This is a genomic window from Noviherbaspirillum pedocola (genome assembly GCF_016632335.1).
Classification (GTDB): domain Bacteria; phylum Pseudomonadota; class Gammaproteobacteria; order Burkholderiales; family Burkholderiaceae_D; genus Noviherbaspirillum_A; species Noviherbaspirillum_A pedocola.
Genome location: NZ_JAEPBG010000026.1, coordinates 1 through 25450, shown reverse-complemented (window position 1 = coordinate 25450; position 25450 = coordinate 1). Strand labels below are relative to the sequence as shown.

At 60.3% G+C, this 25450-nt stretch carries 23 protein-coding genes; 7 read left to right on the top strand and 16 right to left on the bottom strand.

Translation table 11 applies throughout. The features are described 5' to 3' along the window. Positions 1 to 542: 542 nt before the first annotated feature. From JJB74_RS29460 to JJB74_RS29385, 16 genes are all read right to left on the bottom strand, one after another. A complete protein-coding gene (locus JJB74_RS29460) occupies positions 543 to 2783 on the bottom strand; it encodes a GspE/PulE family protein (RefSeq protein ID WP_200598132.1) in 2241 nt (746 codons plus the stop codon). A 336-nt stretch (positions 2784 to 3119) separates the two neighbouring features. After that, positions 3120 to 5000 (bottom strand): hybrid sensor histidine kinase/response regulator, encoded by a 1881-nt coding sequence (locus tag JJB74_RS33550; protein ID WP_200598131.1) that lies wholly within the window; start codon positions 4998 to 5000, stop codon positions 3120 to 3122. Positions 5001 to 5343: 343 nt separating this feature from the next. Then, positions 5344 to 6480: a DNA-binding transcriptional response regulator gene (locus JJB74_RS29450; RefSeq protein ID WP_200598130.1), complete on the bottom strand. Its 1137-nt coding sequence runs from the start codon at positions 6478 to 6480 to the stop codon at positions 5344 to 5346. Between the two features lie 73 nt (positions 6481 to 6553). Continuing rightward, complete coding sequence (locus JJB74_RS29445; protein WP_200598129.1) at positions 6554 to 7756, bottom strand: sensor histidine kinase; 1203 nt, start codon at positions 7754 to 7756, stop codon at positions 6554 to 6556. Positions 7757 to 8436: 680 nt separating this feature from the next. After that, complete coding sequence (locus JJB74_RS29440; protein ID WP_200598128.1) at positions 8437 to 8961, bottom strand: hypothetical protein; 525 nt, start codon at positions 8959 to 8961, stop codon at positions 8437 to 8439. A gap of 3 nt (positions 8962 to 8964) precedes the next feature. Further along, positions 8965 to 9465 carry a hypothetical protein gene (locus tag JJB74_RS29435; protein ID WP_200598127.1) on the bottom strand — a complete coding sequence of 167 codons (501 nt, stop codon included), beginning with the start codon at positions 9463 to 9465 and terminating at the stop codon, positions 8965 to 8967. Continuing rightward, positions 9462 to 10745 carry a hypothetical protein gene (locus JJB74_RS29430; RefSeq protein WP_200598126.1) on the bottom strand — a complete coding sequence of 428 codons (1284 nt, stop codon included), beginning with the start codon at positions 10743 to 10745 and terminating at the stop codon, positions 9462 to 9464. The genes JJB74_RS29435 and JJB74_RS29430 overlap by 4 nt, the downstream gene beginning before the upstream one ends. A gap of 3 nt (positions 10746 to 10748) precedes the next feature. Beyond that, entirely contained in the window at positions 10749 to 11777 is a 1029-nt protein-coding gene (locus JJB74_RS29425) for a type II secretion system F family protein (RefSeq protein ID WP_200598125.1), read from the bottom strand. A gap of 16 nt (positions 11778 to 11793) precedes the next feature. Continuing rightward, on the bottom strand, positions 11794 to 13665 hold the full coding sequence (locus JJB74_RS29420) for a GspE/PulE family protein (protein WP_200598124.1): 1872 nt from the start codon (positions 13663 to 13665) through the stop codon (positions 11794 to 11796). Further along, positions 13665 to 14468, bottom strand: a complete 804-nt coding sequence (locus tag JJB74_RS29415; RefSeq protein WP_200598123.1) for a hypothetical protein — start codon at positions 14466 to 14468, stop codon at positions 13665 to 13667. Before JJB74_RS29415 ends, JJB74_RS29420 begins: the two co-directional genes overlap by 1 nt. A gap of 16 nt (positions 14469 to 14484) precedes the next feature. Beyond that, positions 14485 to 14823 (bottom strand): hypothetical protein, encoded by a 339-nt coding sequence (locus JJB74_RS29410; protein WP_200598122.1) that lies wholly within the window; start codon positions 14821 to 14823, stop codon positions 14485 to 14487. Positions 14824 to 14834: 11 nt separating this feature from the next. After that, positions 14835 to 15194, bottom strand: a complete 360-nt coding sequence (locus JJB74_RS29405) for a type II secretion system protein (protein WP_200598121.1) — start codon at positions 15192 to 15194, stop codon at positions 14835 to 14837. Positions 15195 to 15255: 61 nt separating this feature from the next. Beyond that, positions 15256 to 15858 (bottom strand): prepilin-type N-terminal cleavage/methylation domain-containing protein, encoded by a 603-nt coding sequence (locus tag JJB74_RS29400; RefSeq protein ID WP_200598120.1) that lies wholly within the window; start codon positions 15856 to 15858, stop codon positions 15256 to 15258. 14 nt (positions 15859 to 15872) lie between these two features. Next, entirely contained in the window at positions 15873 to 16859 is a 987-nt protein-coding gene (locus JJB74_RS29395) for a type II secretion system protein (RefSeq protein ID WP_200598119.1), read from the bottom strand. Further along, positions 16856 to 18817 carry a hypothetical protein gene (locus tag JJB74_RS29390; RefSeq protein WP_200598118.1) on the bottom strand — a complete coding sequence of 654 codons (1962 nt, stop codon included), beginning with the start codon at positions 18815 to 18817 and terminating at the stop codon, positions 16856 to 16858. The genes JJB74_RS29395 and JJB74_RS29390 overlap by 4 nt, the downstream gene beginning before the upstream one ends. Continuing rightward, positions 18801 to 19250 (bottom strand): hypothetical protein, encoded by a 450-nt coding sequence (locus tag JJB74_RS29385; RefSeq protein WP_200598117.1) that lies wholly within the window; start codon positions 19248 to 19250, stop codon positions 18801 to 18803. The genes JJB74_RS29390 and JJB74_RS29385 overlap by 17 nt, the downstream gene beginning before the upstream one ends. A 276-nt stretch (positions 19251 to 19526) precedes the next feature. On the opposite strand from JJB74_RS29385, the gene JJB74_RS29380 reads away from it, so the two are divergent. From JJB74_RS29380 to JJB74_RS29350, 7 genes are all read left to right on the top strand, one after another. Next, entirely contained in the window at positions 19527 to 19967 is a 441-nt protein-coding gene (locus tag JJB74_RS29380; protein ID WP_200598116.1) for a hypothetical protein, read from the top strand. Positions 19968 to 20632: 665 nt separating this feature from the next. Next, positions 20633 to 20938: a hypothetical protein gene (locus JJB74_RS29375; RefSeq protein ID WP_200598115.1), complete on the top strand. Its 306-nt coding sequence runs from the start codon at positions 20633 to 20635 to the stop codon at positions 20936 to 20938. A gap of 78 nt (positions 20939 to 21016) precedes the next feature. Beyond that, positions 21017 to 22297: a hypothetical protein gene (locus JJB74_RS29370; RefSeq protein WP_200598114.1), complete on the top strand. Its 1281-nt coding sequence runs from the start codon at positions 21017 to 21019 to the stop codon at positions 22295 to 22297. A gap of 8 nt (positions 22298 to 22305) precedes the next feature. Next, positions 22306 to 22959, top strand: coding sequence for a DUF6884 domain-containing protein (locus JJB74_RS29365; protein WP_200598113.1), 654 nt, complete (start codon positions 22306 to 22308; stop codon positions 22957 to 22959). A 231-nt stretch (positions 22960 to 23190) separates the two neighbouring features. Then, positions 23191 to 23976 carry a hypothetical protein gene (locus JJB74_RS29360; RefSeq protein ID WP_234484965.1) on the top strand — a complete coding sequence of 262 codons (786 nt, stop codon included), beginning with the start codon at positions 23191 to 23193 and terminating at the stop codon, positions 23974 to 23976. Positions 23977 to 24371: 395 nt separating this feature from the next. Then, positions 24372 to 24584 carry a hypothetical protein gene (locus JJB74_RS29355; protein ID WP_200598111.1) on the top strand — a complete coding sequence of 71 codons (213 nt, stop codon included), beginning with the start codon at positions 24372 to 24374 and terminating at the stop codon, positions 24582 to 24584. Between the two features lie 49 nt (positions 24585 to 24633). Beyond that, positions 24634 to 25209, top strand: a complete 576-nt coding sequence (locus JJB74_RS29350) for a hypothetical protein (protein ID WP_200598110.1) — start codon at positions 24634 to 24636, stop codon at positions 25207 to 25209. The last annotated feature ends 241 nt before the right edge of the window (positions 25210 to 25450 follow it).

Below are 25450 nucleotides of genomic sequence, written 5' to 3'. Positions count from 1 at the left end.
CCGTGAGACCTTCTCCAAATATTCACAGTGAATAATCGTCGCCGCGTTCTCACACAGCCTTCACGGCAAAGCCGGAGACCGATCATGCAAAGTATCGCGTAGACGGTAGACCGTGGCGACCATAAACACGGCTTCGCCGAGACAAGTCACTGTGAATAGTTTCGGCCTCGCCAGCTTTCAAGTGCGAATGCGGAATTTTCGGGCGGTGAGATGTAACCGATGTACCCTAATGAAGTGGATTGCCGACGCTAGATCACTGCAATTATTCACTGTGAATAATGGACCTCTACCCGCCGAGCTAGGTGCTGTGTCGAAATGACCTGTGTTATTCACTGTGAATAAAGGGGCGTGAGGCAGCAAATCAGCGCTGCTTTTGCAAGATAAAAGCCCGAAATTTGCAAACGACAAGGGCCGAGTGCTTCGCACAGTAGCGTTCGTGCCAGAAAACTTCATCATCGGCAACGTGGAGCCTAACAAAAAGCTAGTCCAGGACACGCCGCCTGGATTATTCACAGTGAATAATCCAGGCTGCTTCGCGATAGTTATATGGTCCGGATCTGCTCCCAGTCTGTGAGCCCTTGCAGAATCTTGCTAATTCCGTCCTGACGTAATGTCGCCATCCCTTCGCCGATCGCGGATCTGGTCAGTTCGGACACATTCGCTTTTCCGAGGATCATACGCTTCAGCTCTGGCGTATTGATGAGCAACTCATGGATGCCGAGGCGTCCTTTATAGCCGGTGCCGTTGCAGTGGGGGCAGCCCTTTGCGCGGTAGAGGATGATCTTACCCACCGCCCCACCGTATTTCGGCCGCCAAGCGGCTACGACCTCGCTCGGGTCAAGGGGCGAGTCGTGACAGTACTCGTGCGAGAGCATCGCGAGGTCCTCGGTGGACGCCGCATACGGTTGCCGACAGGCCGTGCATAGCCGCCTCGCCAGGCGTTGACCAACGACACCGAGCAACGCGTCCGCAAAATTGAAGGGATCCAAACCAAGGTCCAGCAGGCGCACGACGCTCTCAGCCGCGCTGTTGGTATGCATCGTAGAGAAAACGAGGTGACCGGTCAGGGAAGCTTCAATCACGGTGCGAGCCGTCTCCGGGTCGCGGGTTTCGCCCACCATAATGACATCCGGATCGGCGCGTAGAAAACTGCGCAGGATCGCAGCGAATGTCAATTCAATCTTGCTCTGCACCTGAACCTGACGCAGCCCACGCTGGGTGATCTCTATCGGATCTTCTACCGTCCAGATCTTCCTGTCGGGGGTATTGATATGCGAGAGGACAGAATGCAAAGTAGTCGTCTTGCCCGAGCCAGTGGGGCCGCAGACAAACAACAGTCCATGGGGCCGCTCTGCAATTCGTTTGAGGCCAGCCATTGCATAGTCGGACAGGCCCAGCGTCTCCATGGATACCGCCTTAGGGGCCGCCAGGATACGCATGACGACGTCCTCAAGGCCGTCTGTGGTGGGCATGGTGAGTACCCGTAGCTCGATCTTCTGCCCCCCGAATTGCGAGAAATCGATCTTGCCATCCTGCGGCCGGCGACGCTCCGAAATATCGAGGCGGCACATAATTTTCAGCCGGGATACCAGGGCACTCTTCAGCTCCGGCGGGACCTCCGAGTAATCGAACATCACACCGTCCTTGCGAAAGCGGATACGGGTCGGAAGGTTGTCCCGCATGTTTTCGATGTGAATGTCCGATGCACCCTGTTCAAATGCATCTGTAATGATCGTGTTCACCAGCTTTACAAGGACATGGTCGGCATTTCCCGACTCCTCGACCGCGGCTGCGGCGGCGACAGCTGCACCGGCACCTGTTTCGTTGTTGCCAATCTCGAGTACCAGGTCCTGGAGCGTTTGCCGCCCGGTGCCGCCGCCGTAGTACTTCTTGATCGCCGACTCGATATCGTTGGACGAGGCTACAACGATCTCGACCTTTAGCTTGGTGAAGAAGCCAAGCGCATGCTGCGCCTCGCCAGCGGCAGGATTGGCAGTGGCGGCGATTACCTTTCCATCCGCTCGGTACAGCGGCACGATGTTGTGCTGTCGTACCAGCTCCGAAGGCACGCTCTTGATGAGGTCCAGGTCGACGTCAAACTCTTCAAGCTCGACATAGGGGATACCAAGCTTCTGCACTAACACGCGGCGTATGGTGTCCCTCTTGACTGCCCCCATGGACACCAGAACCTCACCGAGCGGCACGTTAGGTTGCTGTTGCTTGAGCTTCAGTGCCTCATCCAGCTGAGCCTGGGTAATGAGTCGTTCGAGGAGGAGCGTCTCGCCGATGCGTAGCGTGGATGCGGCCGGACGGGAATGGAGCGCCGTCTCGACGCCTTGCCGGCTTTTGATCGGCACGAAGGAGGGCAGGGGAGCGTCGGCCGGTGCCGTAGTGGCAGCCGCTTCGCCAACCGATGCGAACTGGCATTTCTGCAGCGCGCAAGCTGGAACGAAACTGCACATGATGTCTTGCCCGAAACTCGACGCATACAGGAACAGGCCAGCGTGATGCTCAACGACGCCCACCACTTCCATCTGCATCTGCTCCCCATCGACGAAGTGCAGCGTAAGCTTCTGGCGTTTCCCGGATTCCATCGCTCCGGCCGTGTTCTGGTGGCCTGCTTTCACCAGGGGCATGCCCCGGGTAAAGCGCACCACCTTGAATGAGGCGAAGTCAATGCGCAGCGGCGCACCGCTCCCGGACTGAAGGCTTAAAGTCTTCGCTGTGGCGTCGAAGTCGACCAGCGTTCCCATCTGCCGCGAGCTGTCCACCATGACGAGCATTACAGACTTTGCGACGTCTCGGCCGCCATCGGCGATGGTGTAGTTGGGAGGGACAGGCCAATGGAAGGAAGGAAACATCGGGATCGATTGAGCCGGTGAGGAAAGCCGAGTATAGCTATGCGTAAACATCATTCCTTATGGAAAGCTGGCGTTAAATCAGCCTATTTCCATGAAGAATAAATGTTAACTATGCTATTCGGGTCGCGTCACATTGGTGTCGAGGTTTGCGAGGGCGACATTCGACCTTACATTTCGCCAGTGCCGCGCAAAAGCCGGCGACGGCTCGGGAGGTCGACAGAACGGAGAGGGCGGTGCCGGGTGCTGAGGGCTGGCGCCTTAAACGGACTGCGCCGCTTCGATGTGCGTGTGCAGTGTGTCACACAGGGTTTTGCGATCGATTGGCTTGCGCAGGAACGCGGTGAACAGATTCTTCTGGGCGGGCGTGGACTGGTTCTCCAGGTTCCCGGTTACCACGATGATCGGGATCTTTTGGTTCGGGCTGATGCGCGAGCGGATCGCTTCCGCAACGTGGTATCCATCGATGTCCGGCATATTGATATCGAGGAGAACGGCCGAGTACGCCTCGTTGTGTATCTTCATCAGCCCCGCATGGCCACCGGCAGCGTCATCGCAGCTATAGCCGCAGGATTGGACCAGATTGCGCAAGGAGTCCAAGATCGCGATATTGTCGTCGATGAGCAGTACGCGGTGGTGCTTCTCGGTTGCTTCCGGTAACACGGCAGGGTGCGTGCGCAATTCGGGACGCCGAATTTCGACCGGCAGACGAATGCGAAAACGTGTTCCCGAATCGAGGGCTGACTCGATACCGAACTCGCCCCCTTGCCAGTCCACGATGTCCTTGACGATCGCCAGCCCCATGCCGATACCGCCGGCCGGAACCGGCGCATGGTCTTCTTGGATGAACGGCTCAAAAATCCGACCAACAGCAGAGCTGTCGACGCCAGTTCCGGTGTCGTGAATTTTCAGGAGCAGCGACGGCGGGTCCGTCAGTTCCAGGTCGAGCCAGCAGCGGATCTGTCCTGACGATGTGTACTTGATTGCGTTCGACAGCAGATTGTTCACCACCTGCTGAAACCTGTATGGATCTGCATTGACCATCAGGTCGCGATTGGTCTGATCGATCTGCAGGATGATTTCTAGGTTCTTTTCCTTGGCAGCGGCCGCATGTTCGGCGGCGATGTCTTCGAGCAGGTTGCTTGGATTGAAGTCTTCCTTGCGAAGCTCGAGCTTGCCCGCCTTGAGGCGGGCGAAGTCCTTCATGTCCTTCACGTAGTTCTGCATGGTCCGACAGGCGAGGGCCATACGGGCTACCAAACGCTTGTCCGCATCGCTCACCAAGTTGCGCGAGTCCTCGAGCATTTCTATCGAGGCAGACATCGTCTGCAACGGCGTAGCAAGCTCGTGACTGATCTGGCCGATGAACTCGTTCCTTGCGTTTAGAACTTCCTGAGTCGCCGTTTCGACGCGACTGGTGTCGATGACGGAAATCGGCTCTGCGCGGCCGCTTCCGGCCAGCCGCACAATCCAATACAAGCTGCACAGTGCGATCAAGACCGCGATGCCACCGATGAGGAGGAGTTCTTTACGAGAAGCGTTGATCTCGCCCTCAAGGGAGGACAACTGGGCTTCCTGATCGCGCCGGGTATCCGCCACCAGATCCGCCAGCGGCTTGTTCATCAAGTCGATCAGGTTAGCGACATCTTTGGCGATATCAGGGTTCTCGCTGAAGTTCGTGATGAGGGTATTGATGCGCGTATCGTATTCCATCAGCCAGGCCTGATTCGACCTCAGCGATCGCTTGTCGACACTGCCTTCGCCGTAGTTCGCCTCTTTCAGATAGGCGAGATAGCGCTGCTGAAAAAGTAAAAAGGCTTCCCTCATTCCTGCAGTATCAGGATTAGGGCTCAAGGCCAGCAGGCGGGCCTGCTGATCAAGGCGGGCCAGCGCCATGCGCATGTCTGTCAACGCTTCAAGACGCGTGGTTTCCGTCTGTGCGAAATGATGCGTGGCCTGCGCACTCTCCAATGCGTTGTACCCGAGATGGCCAACAACGGTCGAGGATGCGACCATCAACACGCCCAGTACCGTAATCGCCACTCTTCTGGAATTGCGCTCGCCGCCCGGTGACGGTGACACGACGCTATCGCTGTCAGAAAGGTCGGCCGCAGTGTCGCCGCGCAAGGCTTGAGCAACCACGGATGCCATCCTCTTGATGGCTCCCACAGGACGGAGAGAACGGTGTCGTTGTAGCATCATTTGTCTAAATCTCAAGCAGACGTGGGCTCGCCATTACGCATCGGAGTTGTCGGGAACGGGAAGCCGCATTCCTTATCGAAACATCATTGTGACAGCCCATTGTGTCAAAAATTCGCCGATTCAACGCAGGTAAATTTTAACAGTTCATTTTTTGGCGAAAGATGTTCATCCTAAAGGGCAAGCTCCGATGCTGGCCACATGCGACCTCCACCACGCAGGGCCATACCGAAAGGCCAATCCTCGTATGCTACGCCAGCGGGCGAGCGAAGCATGTGGCCTCATTCTAAGAGCCGGACTGACGAAGGCGATCGTCAGTGAGAGGGAGATCCTGGTCTTGCGGCGAGAATTCAAGGGAGATTTGCGAGGTGTGCAGCGGGTAACTTGCCAGCAGCACCGTGCCGCCCATGAAGCGCATGATGGATAGGCAGGTTCTCAGTACCTGAGCCAGCGGTGTAAGTGGCTCCGTGCGCAGCGTATCGGTCACTTCCTTCTTCACTGCATCGGGCACGCCGTCGCCACTGTCAGCGACAACAATCTCTGGCGCCCCCTGGACCTGAACCGTGACGTTGACCCACGGCTTGCCCGAGGAGCGCGCGGCCGAGCTGAGCGCATGCCGAAGGACATTCGAAAGCGCCAAGTCCATCAGTGATGCGGTGCGTGGAATGAGAAAGTCCTGTTTGACTACGATGTTGATCATGTCGCGCTCGCTGCGCGTCAGGGCCATTTTCCCCAACGTATCCCTGACCATGCGCCCGGCAGTGATGTTGGTCTCTGTCGTATGGGCATAGCCGATTTCGTTCAATGCGTGGTGCATCGACGGCATGAGCTTGCCGCTCAGGCGGGACATGCTTTCAGCGATTGCAGCCGCCTGTTCGCGGATCTGGCCGATGTTGATTCTGCTATCGTCGCTGCTTGCGTTGAGCAGCTCGTTGAGGCGATGTAGGGAGGCGTTATGCACTGCGATCTGCTCGCCGAAAAACTGCATGGTGTCGTTGATCGCCTCGAAGCGCTGGCAGCGCATTTGCTGACGCAGAGAGCGCGAAACGGCTTCCTCAATCGACGTGCTGAGTTTATCGAGCTCGACCGGCTTCTCGAACACACGCCAGCCACGCGACTGTCCCATTTGCGCGGCAACGGCATCGGGAAGCTGGTCGGCGGTCAAAAGAATGCACTGGATATAGGGATGCATTTCGATGGCCTGCCGCAGCACCGCAGACGAAGAGCGGTCCGGCAATTTGTCGTCGGTTACCACGACATCGATGTGCAGCGAGCGGTCGCACAGGTAGGTTAGCGCCTCGGTGGCCGAGTGGGCGATAACGAGATGGTAAGCGCCGTCGAACCGTTCGCGGATATATCTGCTCGCGGTCTCCTCCTGGTCAACGAACAGCACCGTGCCGCAGGTATCTTTATGACTGTTCATGAAAATCCTTTCGGCATCGTTAGCAGGTTGGTTGATAGCATTTTCCGGACTCCGTACGACATCTATCCGGGGATCATGCTTTCACGAAGTCGCGGGTTGCATGCGGCAGGCGGATGGTAAACGTCGTTTTCGCGTCTGGGATGCTGGAAACCGTGATGGTTCCACCGTGACGGGTGATCTCGGTATAGGCCGTGGATAGCCCGAGTCCGAGCCGCTTGCCGCTGGCATCAGTCGAGAAAAACGGCAGGAATATTTCCGCCTGCAATTGCGGGGGAATGCCCGCGCCATTGTCCATTATTTCGATGTTGACCGCGCCGTCCACATGCGACGCTGAAATCCAGATGCGCTGGTCGTGGCTGTCGCTGCGCCGTACTGCGTCAATCGCATTCTCGATGATGTACTGCAGCACATTGACCAGCGCAGCCTGGTCGCACCTGACATAGCTGTCCGGTTCGATATGCATGTCCACGGCAATGCCACTACTTTTATCGGCGAGCAGCTGCAGCGCCATCCATACGAGTCGGCCGACGTCTTCAACCTTCGTCATCTCCTCCAGATTCGCATCGCGCTGCGGCGTCAGGCGGCGCCAAGTCGACGAAACCGTGTTGATCTTTGTGAGCGCGGCATGCACATCCATCAGCGGTTGAACGAGGTCTGGCGCGTGCGTCTGCGCCTTGCGCATAGCGCTGTCCAGCGCCAGAAGCGCAGTGCTGGCAGGATGGTTGATCTGATGGAGGATGCTGGACACGACGCTGCTCAGCGACTGCATCTTCTCTTCATGGAATGCCAGTGCCTTGTGGTGCGCGAGGTCATTGTGCTGCCGCTCAAATTCGTCGAGCTTGTCGCTCAAATCGTGCTCGTAATTGACCAATTCCTTGAATGAACTGTCGAGCAGCACACGGGCAAAGCCGCAGACCACAATCATCGTGACGACATGCATCCAGGAAGTCACTGGCGGATGATAGGCGGAAGGCGGGAAGTACATCTTGCCAAGGAAAAGCGATGCGATGTAAATGGCCAGCGTATAGCAGACGAGAATCAGGCTTTGGCGGAAAGAAAGCAGCGGGAACAGCGTGACAATGACGATGCAAAAAATCAGGCCTTGGGAATAGGGCGACGCGGCGCCGCCGGTGCAGATGATCATATAGGCGAGCATCGTCTGCGGAACAGGCGTCCACCCGAACAGCAGCCAGTTGACGTACCTCGTCCCCCGTTGCGTGTACATCAGGGCGAGGATTACTGCCGCGAGGCCGGCGACTGCGAACCGTAGCAGCATGAACTGATGCGCCCATTGTGGTGCCGTTTTCGCGTCGTGGAGAATGCCTACGAGCGTAAGCACCAACCCAAGGGCCAGCGACATGCGAGACGCCTTTACAGCGCTTGCCGTCAGCCCGCGCCGGCGCGCGTCCATAATGAATTGTTCCATGTGCCTTTAAGAAAATCGCAGAAATTTATGTTGTAGGTGGAAAAGTTTCGCCAAAAAAGAGAAACGAGTTTTCTTGTAGCACTGGAATTATGAGTCGCTCTCATTCAAACTATACTGCAATAATTAGTAACAATTGACGAATTAGCGACTAAAAGACACAACGTTCTTAACTAATCGTTGATTGCAGTCAATCTTTATTTCTTAGGGGAACGATTAGGCGAAAAAATGTAAAGGATGCGGAATTCGTTTTGTTTATTCCGTCTGCAAATGTACGCGCCATCGCGCATATTAAAAGAATTTCGCGCTAATGCCTTATCGCCTGTTCCGCGTGTGCTTAGGCGTGGACGTCGAAATTTGGCGAAGGCAAAAAGACGCGTGGAAATGCGATCTGCAACACCAACGTTACCACTATGCTCCTCTTAACGGCTCAAGCCGGCCTCGATCGAGCGGCCGAGGGGCATGGCGCCGAAACGGTAGATGTACTCGTGCAGGTGTGCCCATGATGGGCGGCGGTGCGAGGCACGTGACGTTCAGCGCCCGATAGGAAGCTCGCAGGTTTCGCGTCCTGCCCTGAGCTTTGCGCCTTTCGGACCTACTGCAATCAACGTTGGCCGCAAGCCGGATCCGTCGCGCTGAGGGACTTCGACGTCGAGCTTTGAGCCCACTCTATAAAACACGCCGTTGATGAAGGCGCCTCCGGCAGCCGTCGCCGTCACCTTCAGGTTGGCAAGATAATCGGCAAGCGCCACCTCGGGCACGTCCGCCTGCGCTTCCTTTCCCGGCGGCGCGATCGCCTCTTCCGGCGGCGCAGGCTGGCTGAATAGGCCGTTCACATCGCCGCCTTCGCCGCCATCCTTGCCCGGCTTGGCCGGGATATATACCGTGGGCAGTGTTTTCGATCCCAGTGGCGTCGGCTTGGGCTGCGGCCGGATGTTCTGCACCGGGATGTCGACGATACGATCCGTCAGCACCACGCCAACGCGGTAGATCAGCAGCGCGGCCACGAGCGGCACGGCAATTTGAAAGCCGGGGTGATGGAATAGCTGGCTTGCCATGGCTTACCCTCGCATCAGAAGACAGAACCTGTTGAAGCGTATTGTCGCCCCGGCCTTGTCCTGCGCCAGCGCGATACCGTCGAACAGCACGTCTTTGCGCTCGCTCATCGCCGTAATGGCAGCGAACGCCTGGCCTGCGCCGTCGGCATGGAAGGCGACGCCGCCGCCGCCGTCGCTCAAGCAGGCCTTGTAGGCATACATGCCCTCGATGACATCGAGCTTTTCGATGGTGATTTTCTCGATCTGCGGCCACGTCAGCGGCGCGACGTCCGTGCGAACGATCAGGCTGGCCAGGTCGGCGTAATCCGCCGCGGCCGGCACGCTGTCGATCCATTTCCTGTCGAATTCGCCGAGCGCCATGTAGCTTTTGTCCCAGCGCAGGATGGCGTCGGTGGCGCGTTCCTGCAAAAACGCCTTTTCGGCGATCGCGTCAGACAGCCGCATCGCCGAAAACACCAGCGTGGCGGCCGCGGCCAGGATCGCAAGCAGCATGGCTTTCGTCATCGCGCGGCCTCCGTCTCGTAAGGCACCTCGATACGCCAGCGCCGCACGCCGGTCCTCGGGTCAGCGGAAAGGATGCCGCCTTGATCAATCCGCATCGGAAAACCGCTCGACGTGGACAACTTGACCGCCAGGTCGCGCCCCTGCGCCACCATATCGGCGCCGTCGGGCGGACAGGCCACTTCAAGGGTGATCATCGGCGTGCCGCGCGCTGTCGGCTTCGGCTGCGCAGTCGCGGCGGCCGGTGCTGGCGTGCCGGCATGCGGGGGCACTGCCGGCAGCGCCGTCGGCTCCTTCTGCATGTCAGGCAAAATCGCAATCGAGCGGATGGTCAGGTGCGGCACCGCTGCTGCAGCGTGCGCCAAGCGCAGCATCATCCTTGCCTCGACGACCTGTGCCCCAGGCGTGGTCAGGTAATTGCGGTGGTTCTCCATACGGGCGAGCAGATCCGGGCTGATGCCGCCGGAATGCTGGATGGAGGGCAGGGCGGCCGCGCGCGCGAACCGCAACCTTGCGGCCTCCAGCTTGCCCCATGATTGATGAATCATGAACGCGCTGATCAACATGCTTACCGCGGTTGCCGACAGCGTCACGCTCCACAATGCCGTGCGGTTGATTTTTACCCGTGCACGGTCGACCTTGAGTTTCCCCTTCAAGAATGTGCGCAGCGGAAAGCTCATCGAGCCGACGAATGGACGCAGCCCGATCGGCTCGGCAAATTCAATGTCGGGAAGCTGCGCGCACAGCGGATCGGCGATCACGGTGCGCGTAAGCGCGTAGCGCGCACCGAATTCCTGCACCGTGGCGCGCAGGATGTCGACGAACTGCTTGCTGCCGAGTTCGGGAAGTTCGCGCTCGGTGATTTCGCGTACCGAACCCTTTTCGAACACCAGAAGCTCGACATGAGTGCCATGTTCCTTCGCGATGCCACCGATGAGCAGCGTCACCTGGTCGCGGTTGCGGCGGCCCCAGCCGATATAGGCGTCCACCGCAAAAGATGTCGGCGTATCGATCAGGACCTGCGCGATGCGCCTGTCCACAAAGCGCGTGATCTTCTTTGCTTCGCCGTAGGCAAACAGCGGAGACGCGGCGATGAAGTCGGGCGGCACATCCTTGGCCGCTTCCTTGGTCACATACACCGCGTCGCCAAGCAGAACGACCTTGTTTTTCGTGCCGACCGCAGCTTCAGCCTGTGCGATGTCGCTGACGAAGCGCTTCGCGGTGCCGCCGGATATCCGCAGAAGAAGGCGAGACAGACCGTCTGCGCGCGTCGGGCCGGACATGACCTACACCCTCCCGATCATCGAGAACAGCTCCGTATAGTAGGCACCCATCGGTACGACCAACAGTGCGCCGGCAATGGACATCGACAGCAGCATGCACACGCTAGAGATTTTCTTGATCCGCCGGGTCGCATCCCGAATCATGATCGGGGAGACGCGGATCAGCTCGCGGTCGAGAAGGCCGGTCTGCTCGGCAACCTTGAACGCGTTGACGATATAGAACGGCAGGCGGGCGCGTTCATCGGAAGCACCGGTCGACTGGACCGCCACCCCGAGTGGCGTCGACATATCGAGGCTCTGGTAGACGGCCTGCACCGATGCGCGCAGCGGCGGCGGCAGGCTCGGCACCGACAGCGGAATGGCCTGCATGACCGGGATGCCGGCACTGGTCATCGTGGCCAGCGTCTTGGCCCACAACGCGTAAAAGATGCCCGCTGCCTGCGGCGCGATTCCGGGAACGCGCAGCAGCGCCATCTGAACGTGCGTGATCGCTCGCCCGGTCGTGATCCAGTAACCTACGCCGGAGACGATGCAGGACGCGAGCAGTGACGCCAGCGTGACATTGCCGGTGATTATTTCGTTGAGCCACATGCCAATGCGAAGAATCATCGACGGCTGCTGCTGGCTGCCGCCCATGAGCGAGCGCATCAGGATCGGGATAACGAAGGCCATGAAAAACAGCGATGAGCATAGCCCGGCGACCATCACGCCGACGGGGTAGAGCAGCTGCGCGAGCACACCGAACGCGGTGCGACTGACCTCGATCGATTCCTCGATCTGGCTGCACACCGCCGAGAGCTGGCCGGACTCTTCACCGGCGCGTATGGTGGCAATCAGGCTTTCCGGCCATACCGACGAGAGCAAGGTCGACAATTCGCCGCCGCGCGCGATTTCCGCGCCGATGCCCTTCCACATTTCGGCATGCCGCGGTTGCAGTTGCGCCAGAAGCGTTACCGCCTCGGCCAGCGGAATGCCGGCACCGGTCTGGTTGGCAAGCGCCGCGCATACGTCGGCGATTTCAGAGGTTCTCATGTCGGTTCCTGTTGGGCTACACCAGCACCTGCGCGATATCGGTTTGCAGCATCCTCACGCGCTGCAATGCCGCCTGCAGCAGCGTTACCGATCGTGCGCGGTAAATGACCTGGCGCGAGGCGCTGTCGCTGCGCTCGAGCAGTACCAGCCACGCATCCTTGACGTCACGCGTGACAGGAAGCGTTTCGTTGATCGGCAGGATGCTCACGTACCCGCCGGTGCATTCGTCGCATCCAACCGGGTAGGCGCCGACCTCGGGAATTTCGTAGTCTTCCGCGCCGATGCTCTTTGCGTACTTCACGACAAGGCGCTTTTCTTCTTCCGTGATGTCCTGCACCTTCTTGCAGTGCGGGCAGAGCTGCTTGACCAGGCGCTGCGACACCACCAGCAGCATCGATTCGGCCAGCTGGAAGCGTTGGTCTGGCTTGACCATCTTCGCCAACACGTCGAGCGCCACCAGGCAATCCGTCGCGTGCAGCGTCGACAGCACGATGTGGCCGGAGGAGGCGTAATGCACGCAGGCCTCGGCGGTCTCGCGATCGCGCACCTCGCCAAGCCAGATCAGGTCCGGGTCGTGTCGCTTGACGGCGCGGGTGATGGTGTTGAAGCGGTCGCCCTCGCTGTCGTGGTCCTGATGCGGCACCTGGATCTGTGTCAAGCCGCGTACCCAGCGCTCGATCGGATCTTCGACCGACAGGCGCTTTTGCTTGCTGCCGAACATCGATACATGCTTGCCCACGGCGCCGGCGATTGTCGTCGACTTGCCTGTGTTCGTCGGACCGGCCACGATGATGAGGCCTTGTGTAAGCCGCAGTGCGTAGGTCAAATCGTCGACGACCTTTTCCTCGAGTTGCAACTTGCCCAGCTCGATGGAGGACTGTTCCTGGCGCATGATGCGAATCGACGTCGACATCTGCTGCACCGTCTCGCCCGGGTGGTTTAGCGGAATGAACGACAGGCGCAACTGCACATCAACGTTCGAGCCGCGATAGTGCAGGTGGCCGTCGTTGGGCTCGCGCATGCGCGTACCGGATGGGTTCGCGCCCGAGCGGCGCATCAGAAACGACAGCGCGCGCGGGCCGATCTCCGCGGAAATCGAGGTCGGGCCGATAGCCCGCAGGTCGCCGAACTGGCGCATCAGCACCGACAGGCTGCCGTCCGGCTGCGTACGCATGTCGATGTCGGTCGCATTGTTCTGGATCGCCGTGTCGAGTATGCGCGCCAGCTCGCGCGATTCCGGGCGGGACTGGGTGTCGATCGAGCTGCCGATCCACACCGCGCTTTCGTCATAGACACCGGCGCCGCCATCGCTTTGCCGATTGCGCGCCAGGTTCAGGAACGCTGCGACCTGATCGCGGCGGGATACCGCGTACAGCAGGGCGTCGACCTGTTCGAGATTGCGCAAATGGCTCAGTACTGCGCTCTTGGCGCGGTCGGTTCTGCCCAAGCTCTTGCGCAGGTAATAGGCCTGAATCGACCCGGCCACGAGCACGGGCACGTTGCGGTCGGTTGCCAGCACGACGAAATCTCCGCGCTCGCATTCGTTCAGCACCGCCTTTTCCTTCATGCACTCGTGCGGCGTGAACCCCTGCAGCGTGTCGTAATACGCAATGCCGTCGGCGTAGGCTAGGAAACGGTCGTAGTACGGCGTGGCCGTGTCGTGGTGCTGCACGATCCATTCCAGCGTCTGGATATGGTCCGGCTTGGTGCTGAGCATGCGCTCAAGCTCATCGCGGGTGATGACGTTGCATTCGACGAGGTAGTCGCCCGAGCGCTTGCTGCGCGCGCTCAGGAAACTGCGCGCCTCCGTCATTACCTTGGCCGGCGGGTCTTCCCATCCCCACGACGCGCATAGTTCCACATCCGACAGTTCGGCAGGCATATCCATCACGGCACCGTCAGGTCAGTGGTTGGCTGGTACGGCGTGCCGGGTGCCGGCGACTGCTGCATGCTCTTTGGGGAACTGGCATACAGCTGCAGGTGCGTGCCGGACACCATCTGCACATACACCGGCGCGCCCCATATGGAGAACAGGTCCGCGCAATCGAGTTGCACTTTGCCCCACAGCACGAACGTGCCGCCACAGTTTTTCGCTGTGCCGCCGTAGCCGACCAAGTGCGCGAGACTGTCGGGATTGGTCGACATGGCCGGAAAGCTCGGGTTGGCGTGGAAGTAGCGGGCGATCTTCTTGGTCGCGCGCGCCTGGCGCGCGTACTGCATGGCATCTTCCCCGTTGATGTAATTGCGCCCTTCCAGGCGCGACCAGGGCGCAATCGCAGCCGTGCCGCACCACGCTTCCGCGACGGCGAAAGATGTGCCGCAGGCAGTGTTGGCGGCAACGTATTGGGCGGGGGTCTGTCCGATCCTCGTATCAAGAGCGAACACCGCGGCCCGGTCGAAGACGTTCTTGCCATCGTCCACGCCCGCAGCCAGTTGGTAGCCGTAGCGGCTCGTATCCTGCGCGAAGGCGTTGGTGTATTCAAACCCGGGAGTGGACGCTAGCGCGGATAGCGACGCCGGGAACGCGGCGTTCTGCTTGAAATATCCGTCCAGCGCCTGCCCGACAATGGCGACGTCGTCGGCCTGCACTTCGGACGCCATGTCGTCGCGCTCGCCGGCGAGCTGGACCGCCATGCCGCCCAAAACGCTCAGAAGGACGTTGGCGAAGAGGGCGAGCAGGACGATAAACATGGATGCGCGCGGTCAGCTATAGCGGCTTGGAGATGACGAGCTTGGAACAGGTGCCGGATGAGCCGCAGTTATAGGTCATCTGGCCGACAGTCACGTCCGCGCCGCTGGTGTCGGCCACCGCGTTCTCGCGCATCTTCTGTAGCAGCGACGTGACAATCTCGACGGTGACGTTGGTAAAGACGATCTGCAGGGGGTTGGGGCCGCCGCCGGTGACAGTCACGCCGATGTTTGTGCCGGCAACCATGTAGCTCTTATGCGTCGCCGCCGATGCCGCCTCGGCACTGGCCAGCGCCAGCGCGAAGACGGCGACGGCACCGCGCTGCATGGCTCGCCGGAATCGGCGTAGATCGGTCATGGCGAAATCCTTCAGTAAGAAACGTGATTGCTGAGCGGCTTGATCCCGGACTGGAGGTACGCATCGGCGAACGGCGGCGAAACCGCACCCACTCCCTGAAACAGCACGTCGTCGACCGTCAGTCCAACAGCAGGAATCTGGCTTGTCGCCACGTCCGTTGACACGCCCAGAACGCTGGTCAGCACTACATAATTTGCCGCTGCCGCGTCGGCCAGACGGGTGATCGCCAGCGCCTGCGCCGATGTGCGGCTTCCCATCAGCGTTGGCGCGATGATGGCAAGCAGGATGCCTACGATAATCACCGTGATGGAGACCTCGATCAGGCTGAAGCCGCGCGCCTTGCGCGGCATGGAAAGGGTGTTGGCAATCACCGGAAATGTCTCCGTGTAGCGTGTGCCGCCAGCATCGGCAATGCGGCGGCCTTTGTCGCCATCAGACCGGACGGTAGAAGACGACGCTCGTGCAAAGGCCGCTCGACGGGCATTGGTATGTCATCTGTCCCACCGTCTGCGTCGACCCGTCCGTGGTCAGGCTCAGCGACGGCTGTATGCGCTGGATCAGATTGGTCACGATTTCCGGCGGCACATTGGCGAACGTGATCGACATCGGCGCGGAGCCGCCGCCAGCCAGCGTAATCGTCATCGCACCGGTGCCGGAGACGACGTAGTCGCCATTGCTGTTCTTCGCCACGAGCTGGTTCATCGCCTTGATGCCGGTGGAGGTATAGGCGGGCAGGTAGGCCGACGCGACGTAAGAGGAGCCGTCGTACAGGACTTGGGCCACGCCCGTTGCGCTCGGCGTGGCGGCAATCGTGTTGCTGGCCACCGTGGTGCCCACGCCCGCCTGGCTTGCCAGAAGCGACCAGTTGTTGGCCGTGGTATCCGTGATGCGCAGGATCAGTGTGGCCTTGCTGCCCGTCTGGCTGCCGATGATGGACGGCGCGATCACCACCAGCAAAATGCCGATGATGATTACAACCACAGCGAGTTCAATCAGGGTAAAGCCCCGTTGAAGTTGCTTGCGAAGCGATTTCATAGTGCCTTCCCTTATCAAAAGCTCAGAATTACGTTGTTTGAAGCGATCGAAGCGTCCGGCGCTGATCCCGCCGATACGTTGTTGTTGAAGCGGATTGCTGCATAGTGCGGCGCGGCGTCAGGCGAACTGGAGCCGGTAGCATCGAAGTCGCGGCAGTATTCGATGTTGCCGCCCCAGGCGGTAACGCCCATCGTGCGGTTCAGGCCAACCGTGTCGAGCAGCGACGAGTTGTTCAGGCTCATCCACGAGTACCAGCACCCCTGGTTGGATGACGCAGAGGCGACCGTGCTTGCGCCGTTATTCGGATAGAAGTTCGCAGTCGATCCCGGATTTGCCGCCTGCTGCGCATCGAAATAGCGGGAGAACGCATCCTGCAGCGCCTGCGCCAACTTGTCGGTGTCGGCGAGCATGGCCATTTGCACCGGCCACGACGACACATATGAAGCGCCGAAGTCCGGCGGCGTGGGCTGCCAGGTGCCGTAGTTCGAGCTGGTCATCAGCGCGCTGACGTCCGGAGCGTTCTTGTCGCAGGAAGCGCCCTTGGAACAGGTGGTGTTGTAGACCGCGCCGTATTCGAAAGTGATCGTCACCTGAGGGCCGGAGCGGCGCGACAGCGGCACGGTTTGCGTCAACCCGCCGATGCGCTGAAAAATGCGCAGCAAATGCGCGGCGCGGTTGTCGTCGTTCGCTTCCTCGAGCGGCACGCCATTCATCTGGTACACGTTGGACTGCGCGTTGTCGGACGGATTGAGCGGCGCGGCAAACAGGTCGCTGTTATTGGAATAAAACATCGGCAGCGAGCCGGTCGGGCTCACGCGCTTGGCATATTCAATCATCGCCTTGGCGATTTTGCGGTTCAGCGTGATCTGCCGCGTGCGGTAGGCGGTGTTCTGGCTCGACGCCAATTCTCCGAGGAGCGGCGCGACGATGATCGTGACCACGCCAATCAGGATGATGGCGATCGTCATTTCGATCATGGTGAAGCCGCGTTGGGTTTTCATTTGCGCTTTGTGATGTGGACCTGCAATGCAAAGTAGTAGGTTTGGCTGCTCACATTGTTGTTGCGCGAGCCTGTCAGCCCGCCCAGGATAGTCGGGCCGTTCTGCCCCGGCAGCCCGTTGTCGGCAAGGTTCGACGAGTCTTCCTGCTGGCCGCCAACGATGATCAGGTCACCGTCGCGCATGAGCGTCTCGCCCGCGTACTTGAGCCGGGTGACGATCGGGATATTTGCGATGTAGGTCTGCGTCGTGTTGCCGCTCGTGATCGACTGCGGTATGGCCTGGTTGCCGGTTTGCGTGACCTGGGTGAGCAGCAGCTGGGTGCGCACCATGCCCGTGGACATGTCCACGCGCGGGTTGACCTGCAGCACCGTGCCAAGCTCGATGGCATTGAGGACGTTCTTCGTCGCCACCGCCGCCGTCGTGGTCGATGCCGCCGTGTCCTGCGACACAGTGTTGTAGTACCGGGTCGTTGTCTTCCGAAATTCGGCCGGCACGCCCGAAGTCGTCGCCAGCGCAGGGCGCTGGATCACCGAGTATTTCGATCGTTCTTCCAGATAGTCGTTGAACAGCCGAAGGCCATCGGCGCGGCTGATGCCCAAGAGCGGGCCGTTGATGGTCGGCGCATTCGCTGTGGCGCCGACGACGCCGCCGGCGGAAGTCGGAAACGACAGCGTCACGCCGCCAAGCGGGTTGCTCGAGGCGACCATGTTGTACTTGCCGCCGACCCATCGCGCGAACCCCTGAAGATCCAGGCCCTCGGAGGTGCTATCGTTGTTCGTGATCAGTATCAGCTGGCCTTCAAACGAGATCTGGGCGTTGTACATCGCCTGGATGCGCGTGAAGTAGGTGTCCAATGACTGGAGCAGCCATGTCGGCGCCTGCACCGTTACAGCCCCGGTATCGGGGTTCAACGAGTACGTGCCGAGCCTGCGCGGCACGTAGCTGATCACACCGCTCTCCGGGCTGCTTGGCGGCAGCGCCGGCGTGGCGCGAAACTGGCCGATTGCCGACGACGACTGAAGCGCCAGCATCGCCGGCGGTAAAGGTGGCCGCGCTCCCGAAGCGTCGGGCGCTACCATACCGGGCAACAGCGATCCGGCCGAGACCGACGCTGCCGGTGCAGCCGGCACCAGCATCGTCATGCGCGAATTGATTTCCGCTTCCAGCGTTTGCCAGAAGCTGTCGATGCTTTGCACGGACATGCTGCCGTCGGATTGCTGGGCGCTGCTAGATCCGGCACCCATGGCATTTATGCCGCCGGCGCCGGAACCCATGGCCGCGGAAGTCGCCGCCGGTGCCGCGCCCAAGCCCGCGCCGGAGGAGGCAAGCGCGTTGCCGGGCTGGGACATGCCTCCACCGGGAGACTGCTGCGCGCCTCCAGTGGCGGCCGATCCGGCCGAATATGATGTGGAGCGGCGTCCGACGTTGAAATACCAGGTACGCGAACGCAGCGGCTGGATCACAACGATGCGGCGGTCATCGTCCACGACGAAGTCGAGGCCGACGGTGCCGAGTACGATTTTCAGGAAGCTTTGCGCATCGGTCGCATTGACGACCCCCGAATAGGTGTAGCTGTACAGCGGAAGTTCGGACGTGATGTTGACGCCGCGCGCGGCGAGCATGGCGACAACCTGCGAGACGGGCACGCCACGCGACGATGCGCTCAGGCTGACGTTTGCAATGTCACGTAGCCACGCGCCGCTTTCCGCCGCCGCCACCGGCTGGGTCGGGATGTACTTGCCGGCCAGAAGGCGCACGCGGCCGTTTTCGATTTCGCCGGACTTCTTGCCGGATGCCGTGGCAGTGCCGACGACCTGGCGCGAGCGCGTCTGGGCGCCTTCGAAGGCGTCACTGGCACGGCGACTGCCCTGCGTAAGTTCAGCGCAGCCACACAGCAGCATACAGGCCAACGCAATGGCCGCTGGTGCGCGCGGCACAACCCTAGCGGACATAGACATGGACCACCTCATTGCCCTGCCACAGGTCTACGCCTAACGGACTGCGCGGCGGGAGGGCGGCCATCAGCCCCGAGACCGCGTCAAACAGCGTGCCGGTAAAACTGTCGCTGCCGACGCCCTGCAGCTCGACCCGTTCGTCGACCACTTCTGGGTCGACGGCGATGCGCCACTGCGCCAGCGCAGACCATGCCTTCAAGGTATCGCCAATCGTCGCGTTCTTTGCCACGGGCCATGCGGCGCGGTAGGGAAGAGACCCTTGCATCGGCGATTCCACGGGCGCAGCAGCCTCCACCGGCACCACCGGCGCAGGCATCGCACCGCCAAGCGACCAGCTGAGCTTGAGACTCGCCGGCTCCTCGGCCCATGCCGTATTGGCTGCGGCAAGGCAGCTTGCGCAAAGCATTACGGCAAGGATGGATCGTCGTGTGTTCATCGGGTTGGCTTCGGACAGCGTGTCTTGCTGTGATCCGCCGTCTGCGGCCACAGGCGCTTTGGTGCCATGGTGCTGAGTCCGAAGTATTGGTGAACTTTCCTTAGAGCAAATGGGGAATGGTCCGGCTTTTCGGAGAGGATTTCGTGCCGACGTAGAGGCGAGAAGAGAAATGGGCCGGCGAATGTGGCCGCATTTCAGTAGGAATCAGCCAAAAAACAACAACGCACCGGCATTGCTTCGGAGCAAAATTAGAGCTTCTATCGAATAGCGAGGCACATGGTGGAACTGTCGGAGCAGACGCGCTTGGCTGAGAAAGTTACGGCCGAACTGGTGGCACGGGTCGCGTTACCTTTGCCCGAGCCGATCTCTTGCATCGATGTGCTGGCTGATATGGTGGCCGGGAGCGCGACCGTCCACTTGACCAGCGATTTTGCTAAGACCCTGCTGGACGACCTGCTGCGCGCGCAGCGCATTGCCGACGATGCAGCCCGCAGTACTGTCGAACTGGAATGCCAGATGTGCGACGTGGATGGATTGCCCGCCGGCGCTAAGACTCCTTCAGACGGCCCTTGGTACGATACGCGAAAGGTCGCCTGCCGTTTTTCCATGCCTTTGCTCATTGATGCGCTTATCTATCTCGACAAACGCGGCATCCTTCACCGCGACGCGTGCCAACGTTATCTCGTGACTTTTCGAAAGTCGGGACCGCGCGCATGACGCTTTTTGCGAGCACCCTAACGGCGCAAAATTGCAAAAAAACACCAATGCTTGTTATGGAAAACGTGGAAAAATACATCGCGTTTTCCCCGCATCCATATTCAGCGCCAATAAAATCAATGATTTAGCGAAGCGGAGTTGCGACAGTCTGTCCAGGAAAATATCCACATAATGCCAACGTGTCAGGCATCCCGCTGTACCGACGTTTCCCACGTTCGCCCTTCTATTTGGCGTGCCGAATTTTCTCTCGGCCGACAAAAAAAGATTTTGCGTGACCGGTGCGCGCCGCACGGTTTGCCTATTTTTTGGCGCAAGTAATAAACGTGCTGGCAGCAAAGCACGTTTGTGATTCGGGGACCCGTTTTTTCGCCAGTTATCCACATAAATTGTGCATATCTTTGCCAGTCTTTGACGACTGTTTTCGATGCACTAGGAGGTCCGGCTTGGCACGAGCATCTTGTTGGCGCTATGATCGAAGCGCCGCCACGCGGCAGCGTCACCTCTTTCCCCGCAATCTCCGCATCGTTCATTGCTGCCTTCGGCATCTGTGAGCGAAAAACGCTCTGCATTCCATTGGCCGCGCCGCGGCAACAATGTGAATATCAACCCATACAGGGAGCCGTCCCTCATGGGCCTGCTCCTTCTTCTTTTGGAGCAGGGAAAAAATGAATACCCAACAAGCCAGTAGTGTCCCGATGTTCTATGCGCCTGACCTCGCCCTGCAGCAGCTCGCGGCGATGGAAGCCGAAGTGCAATCGGACATGAGCGAAAACCAGATCGCGCAGCGCCTACAGGAACTGAGCCAGCAGGCTTTTCTGATGCGCTCCTCCGGCCGCGAGATCTTGTCCGGCATCGTCGACGACCATACGCGTGCCGTGGCTGCCAATGCAGTGCTCACGCATCGCCTGCAGTGCAAGCTCAACGCCATCAAGTTCTACCAACGCCATCCGAAAGCGGCCCTGCCGCACTAAATTCAATTGCCATCCTCCCTTGCGGACGCCACGCTCCGCAAGGGGCTGGCTCCGTGGGATCTCTACCAAGGAGCCATCATGCTGGACCTGTTTGGCGAGGTGCCGGTGCTGCAAACGCAGCGCGAGCCACGCCGTAACTCCACTCCGAAACGCCCCGAGCAAGTCGATATCGGTGGCCTTTTTCCTCTCACCGATTCCCTGTCCCCGGAACGCTTCACCGCAGTCTTCCACTCCGGCGCGACCGCCTATTACGACGCGCTTGCCCCCATGGCCCTGCACAAGGATATCGGCATCGTCGCCGACCGCCTGGTGCCGCGGGTCGAATGTCTGGTGCGCGACTACGTGCTCAAGGGCGGTGCCGTCTTTGTCGATTCCGGCGCCTATTCGGCGTACAAGAAATGGCAGGAAGGCAAAGCGACCAGCCCACTTGCCGACTTCGATACGGTTCTGAACACCTACGATCGCCTGATCGCGGACCTGCCGCCGGGTTTCGCCAGCGGCTTTGCGTTTGTGATGCCGGACGTGCTGAAGCAGCCAGAGCGCAGCCTTGCACTTCTTGAGAAATACCGCGAGCGCATCCTTCATCTCATCGATGCCGGCGTCAATGCGATCGTGCCGCTGCAACGCGGCGCGCAAAGCGCCGGGCAAACCGCGCAGCAGGTATTTTCGATCCTCGGCACGCGCAACATCACGCTCGGCATCCCGAGCGCGGCCGCGGCAATGTCCTGCGCCGACGCGGCCACCATCCGTGGGCATGACCGCTTCCACATCTTGGGCCGCGCCAGCTTCGGTGCGAAGCTCTATCAGCGCTGCTACGCGGTGCTCGAGCATAACCCAGGGAGCACCATCAGCTGTGACGCGAACCTGCTTCGCAAGCGCACCGACGAACTCACCGAACTGCACCATGGCCTGATCGACCTTGTCGGCGACCATGTGTGGCAGGGCGCGTTCGAGGAAACCGAGCTTATCTACCAGGTCATCAATGAACCGGGTTGGATGAGCAGGCCGCAGATCAAGGCGCTTGCCCACTTTTACGGAATTCGCGACGCGGCCGTGGTCAATAGCTGGATTCGCGCCCATGACGAGCGCGACGACGGCCTTTGCAGCGTGCTCAACACAGTCGACCCTGAAGCGAATTTGCTCTGGACATTCGGACTGCATGACGTCTTCTTCAGCTATGCGAAAGAAGAGATGTCGGCGCTGCTGCGCGCACATGCCGTGGCCGAACTTCTGAGCACCGACGCATCCGGCGATGACAGCCAGAACCCCTTCACTCTCCCTCTCGATTGCGACAGCGACGACGAGGCACAGAACGAAGCGGACTTCACATCAGAAACCGAACTTGCCGAAGCGGCGTAGGAGAAGTCTTGAAAATCACCATCATCACGTCCTGCACCGGGACGAAAGCAATCCGTCTGCCGTCGCAGCTCACGCAGGACGATTTCACGAAGGGTTACGGGCATCTCGCACAGCGCGAGAAAAGCCTTGACTGCGAGCCGGTCAGCGCCGAAGCGTTCTACCGCGGCGAGCAGCACCTGCGCCTGCTGCGCGGTGTGCATGCGGCGCGCAAACGCGGAATCGACGTGCGGTTGTGGATCGTCTCGGCAGGATATGGCCTTGTTCCCGGCCACCGGCCTTTGTATCCGTACGACGTGACGTTCAACGACATGACGCCAAGCGTCGCGCGCTGGTGGGCGGAGGAAATCGGTCTGCCGCACCAGATGCAATCCGCATTGGCCGAACCTGCCGATTACGGGCTCATCCTGTTGGGCGACCGCTACCTCGACGTGTGCCAGTTGCACGCGGTCGAACGTGCGCCGGCGAGCACGTGGGCGCTGTGTGGCACGGCATCGGCGAAGCGGCTGCCGAAAGCCATTCGGCCGCTGCCGCTGCGGCAGAGCGACACCAGCCAGTTCAATGCCGGAAACATTGGCCTGAAAGGGGAGGTGGCCGCACGGATGCTCGAGGCGACCGATTCCCGTTTCGAAGATGCGGTGGCGCGGATCGCGCCGCGTCACTGATCAACCTTTCGCCCGGCGCCGTACCGGCTGGGCGAATTTTCTTCCGACAGCATCGCGCTGTCCAATGCCCGCGCGCATTGGCAAGCGTCACCCATGCATTCCTTGCCGCCCTCGCGGCAGAAAGACGCACCGCCAGGCTCAATCGCTGGCGTGTCCCCGAACAAACCCACCCCGCAATCGATCGTGCCACGCCTAGAGGGCAACGGTGCGATCTTCAACAGGAGAATCATCATGCAATACGAAACCACCGCCCTTGCTTGCGTGTCCGAGGCCAAGCACGACGCTGGCAACGACACCCCCGTGATACGTGTGCCGATGAGCCGCGATCAGGTCGACGCGTATGTCCGTGCATGCCATGCCGAGATGACGAGGCGTCTGCGCAGCTACGTGCCGGTGCCGGCCGGCCACGTCTGGAATATCGCCCACGACGCGCTGGCGTGGTTCCTTGGCGACGCGATCCAGTCCACGGTGAGCGGCACGCCGTTTTTCATCAACCGCGCACAAGGCGATGAGCACGACGACAAGCAGTTTTCTATCGAAGTGCGGTATTTCTGGCAGCAGCGAACCCTGAAGAAAAACGGCAAGACGGAGATGGTCGGCTCTAACGACCGGCACAAGGTCATTCTGTGGGTCAGAAAGGGCAAGCTGTTCGCCGGCCAGAACCATAGCTTGCTTGAATGCGACGCAGCGTTCCTGTATGCCGACTCCGTCGCGGATATCGCCACGCAAGTCGCAGTCGCCATTGCTCGTGCGCTGGATCGCGGCTATGAGCCGACACAGGAGGCGCAGGCCGCGTTGTGCGATGCGCTGGAAAAGAAAGCCATGCGCGAGTACCGCGAACTGTCAGCGGCCGACAAGCCGATGTATGAAATCGCGTTTCTGAAAGGCTTCGACGGCATGTATATCCCGCCGGCTGCCATCCAGAGCACGGTGGCGTTAAACGCCTGGATGCTTGGGCACCGTTTCGGCCACGCGCAGGGCGCCGGCGTCTTTGCGTACCGCCGCAAACCATCGTAGCGGCGCGGTGGCACGTTCCCTCAGGTTCTCACCATCGCGATAGCCTGCCTTGTTCCCCTAAAGGCTCACCATGCGCAGCGATGAACCGTAAGGAAAGGCGCTGCGCCGCTTCCTGTAAATCCTCACCTTGGGCCGGACTGCGCGCGCCATGTCATGCCGCCCGCCTCAAGACTCCCCGTAAAGTCTCACCAATCCGCCGGAACTCCTCTGAAAGCTTCAGATCGATGCTTGCATGCCGCTTCGTGTGTGCGACTCTGCTTCAACAGCCGTAACGACGGCCTTGTGCCGCGAACCGTTACGACCTTCTACTGCAAAAACTGGATTCGTGTGCTGCGCGTTGTGCGCGTCCAGCATCCGGACGAACTGGCGAAAGCCTGAACAAGGAAAACCCGAACATGCCTGACCGAGACCATACCAACACGACCGACGCCATGCGCGCGGACCTCGTGCGCCAATTTATCGACGAGAGCGCCGGCGACCTGTGCGAGAGCCAGGCCATTACCGACCTGATGCGCGACTCGGTCGACCTCGACGGCAGGCCGCTGCTGCTGCCGTACCAGCAGGCGCATTACCACAATGGCGAAATCACTATCGTCACTGTCCACTAAAACATCCCTGCCGTTGCCCATGCGGCGGCGGCAGTTCCAAGGAATTCCGATGAATGAACCAAATGGGCAAGATGCCCAAGACGGCATAGCTGGCATGGAAATCACGCGCAGCGTGGCCGGTACCGACGTCACGCTCAAGGTGACGTCGCAAACGCGCTCCTACCTGGGGACCGGCTTGCATGTACACGCGTCGATGGCGGGAGGCAATTCCGTCACGCTGGTCGACCCCGCCACTACGCCGGCAAACGCGAGCCGGCAGCAAGTAGAAGCGCTTTTCGAGCGCGTGCATCTATGCGCGTGCAGGACCTGCGGCCAGCCGGCATTCGATCCGAACTATCACGACACCAATCGCGCCGGCCAGTGCGAGCGCTGCTTTCTTCGCGATTTGCGGGCGCAGCTCGATGCCGGCCAGCAGGCAGAGAAGGAGCGCTTCGCAAAGCTGGACGCCGAACATAAGGCGAAGGGCTTTACCCACCGGGTTGACGCCCATATCCACCCGGTCGGCGGCGGCAGCGACCGGGCCGTAAGCTTCTATGTGCAAAACGCCTCGGATGCCGAAATACGCAGGGAGTTGAAGCGGCAGGGCAGCGCCTCGCCCGACGATTTCAAGACCGTAGCCCTATAGTCGACCTGCATGGCCAGTCCTCGCCCGCGTCCGGATTTCCGGCGCGGGCTTTTTCTTTGATAACATTGCTTATATGAAAACAAAGCTCGCGTCCGGAATGCGGAGCGCGCAGCACTTAGAGCCTATTCCAGTAGGGATAAGAATTGAAGTAATGCTTGTCCAAGCCAGTGTTTTTGATGGAGGACATCATGGGCATGGTCAAGCAGGACGACGGATGGCGCTTGCCGGATGAATTATGGGA

What these genes read in the sequence shown, in the direction of transcription:
- JJB74_RS29390 (WP_200598118.1), bottom strand. Translation starts at nt 18,817, where the DNA reads ATGTCTATGTCCGCTAGGGTTGTGCCGCGCGCACCAGCGGCCATTGCG.
- JJB74_RS29375 (WP_200598115.1), top strand. Translation starts at nt 20,633, where the DNA reads ATGAATACCCAACAAGCCAGTAGTGTCCCGATGTTCTATGCGCCTGAC.
- JJB74_RS29380 (WP_200598116.1), top strand. Translation starts at nt 19,527, where the DNA reads ATGGTGGAACTGTCGGAGCAGACGCGCTTGGCTGAGAAAGTTACGGCC.
- JJB74_RS29400 (WP_200598120.1), bottom strand. Translation starts at nt 15,858, where the DNA reads ATGAAATCGCTTCGCAAGCAACTTCAACGGGGCTTTACCCTGATTGAA.
- JJB74_RS29460 (WP_200598132.1), bottom strand. Translation starts at nt 2,783, where the DNA reads ATGCTCGTCATGGTGGACAGCTCGCGGCAGATGGGAACGCTGGTCGAC.
- JJB74_RS29425 (WP_200598125.1), bottom strand. Translation starts at nt 11,777, where the DNA reads ATGAGAACCTCTGAAATCGCCGACGTATGCGCGGCGCTTGCCAACCAG.
- JJB74_RS29435 (WP_200598127.1), bottom strand. Translation starts at nt 9,465, where the DNA reads ATGACGAAAGCCATGCTGCTTGCGATCCTGGCCGCGGCCGCCACGCTG.
- JJB74_RS29385 (WP_200598117.1), bottom strand. Translation starts at nt 19,250, where the DNA reads ATGAACACACGACGATCCATCCTTGCCGTAATGCTTTGCGCAAGCTGC.
- JJB74_RS29415 (WP_200598123.1), bottom strand. Translation starts at nt 14,468, where the DNA reads ATGTTTATCGTCCTGCTCGCCCTCTTCGCCAACGTCCTTCTGAGCGTT.
- JJB74_RS29360 (WP_234484965.1), top strand. Translation starts at nt 23,191, where the DNA reads ATGCAATACGAAACCACCGCCCTTGCTTGCGTGTCCGAGGCCAAGCAC.
- JJB74_RS29430 (WP_200598126.1), bottom strand. Translation starts at nt 10,745, where the DNA reads ATGTCCGGCCCGACGCGCGCAGACGGTCTGTCTCGCCTTCTTCTGCGG.
- JJB74_RS29420 (WP_200598124.1), bottom strand. Translation starts at nt 13,665, where the DNA reads ATGGATATGCCTGCCGAACTGTCGGATGTGGAACTATGCGCGTCGTGG.
- JJB74_RS29450 (WP_200598130.1), bottom strand. Translation starts at nt 6,480, where the DNA reads ATGAACAGTCATAAAGATACCTGCGGCACGGTGCTGTTCGTTGACCAG.
- JJB74_RS29370 (WP_200598114.1), top strand. Translation starts at nt 21,017, where the DNA reads ATGCTGGACCTGTTTGGCGAGGTGCCGGTGCTGCAAACGCAGCGCGAG.
- JJB74_RS29445 (WP_200598129.1), bottom strand. Translation starts at nt 7,756, where the DNA reads ATGCTGCTACGGTTCGCAGTCGCCGGCCTCGCGGCAGTAATCCTCGCC.
- JJB74_RS29350 (WP_200598110.1), top strand. Translation starts at nt 24,634, where the DNA reads ATGAATGAACCAAATGGGCAAGATGCCCAAGACGGCATAGCTGGCATG.
- JJB74_RS29440 (WP_200598128.1), bottom strand. Translation starts at nt 8,961, where the DNA reads ATGGCAAGCCAGCTATTCCATCACCCCGGCTTTCAAATTGCCGTGCCG.
- JJB74_RS29410 (WP_200598122.1), bottom strand. Translation starts at nt 14,823, where the DNA reads ATGACCGATCTACGCCGATTCCGGCGAGCCATGCAGCGCGGTGCCGTC.
- JJB74_RS29395 (WP_200598119.1), bottom strand. Translation starts at nt 16,859, where the DNA reads ATGAAAACCCAACGCGGCTTCACCATGATCGAAATGACGATCGCCATC.
- JJB74_RS29355 (WP_200598111.1), top strand. Translation starts at nt 24,372, where the DNA reads ATGCCTGACCGAGACCATACCAACACGACCGACGCCATGCGCGCGGAC.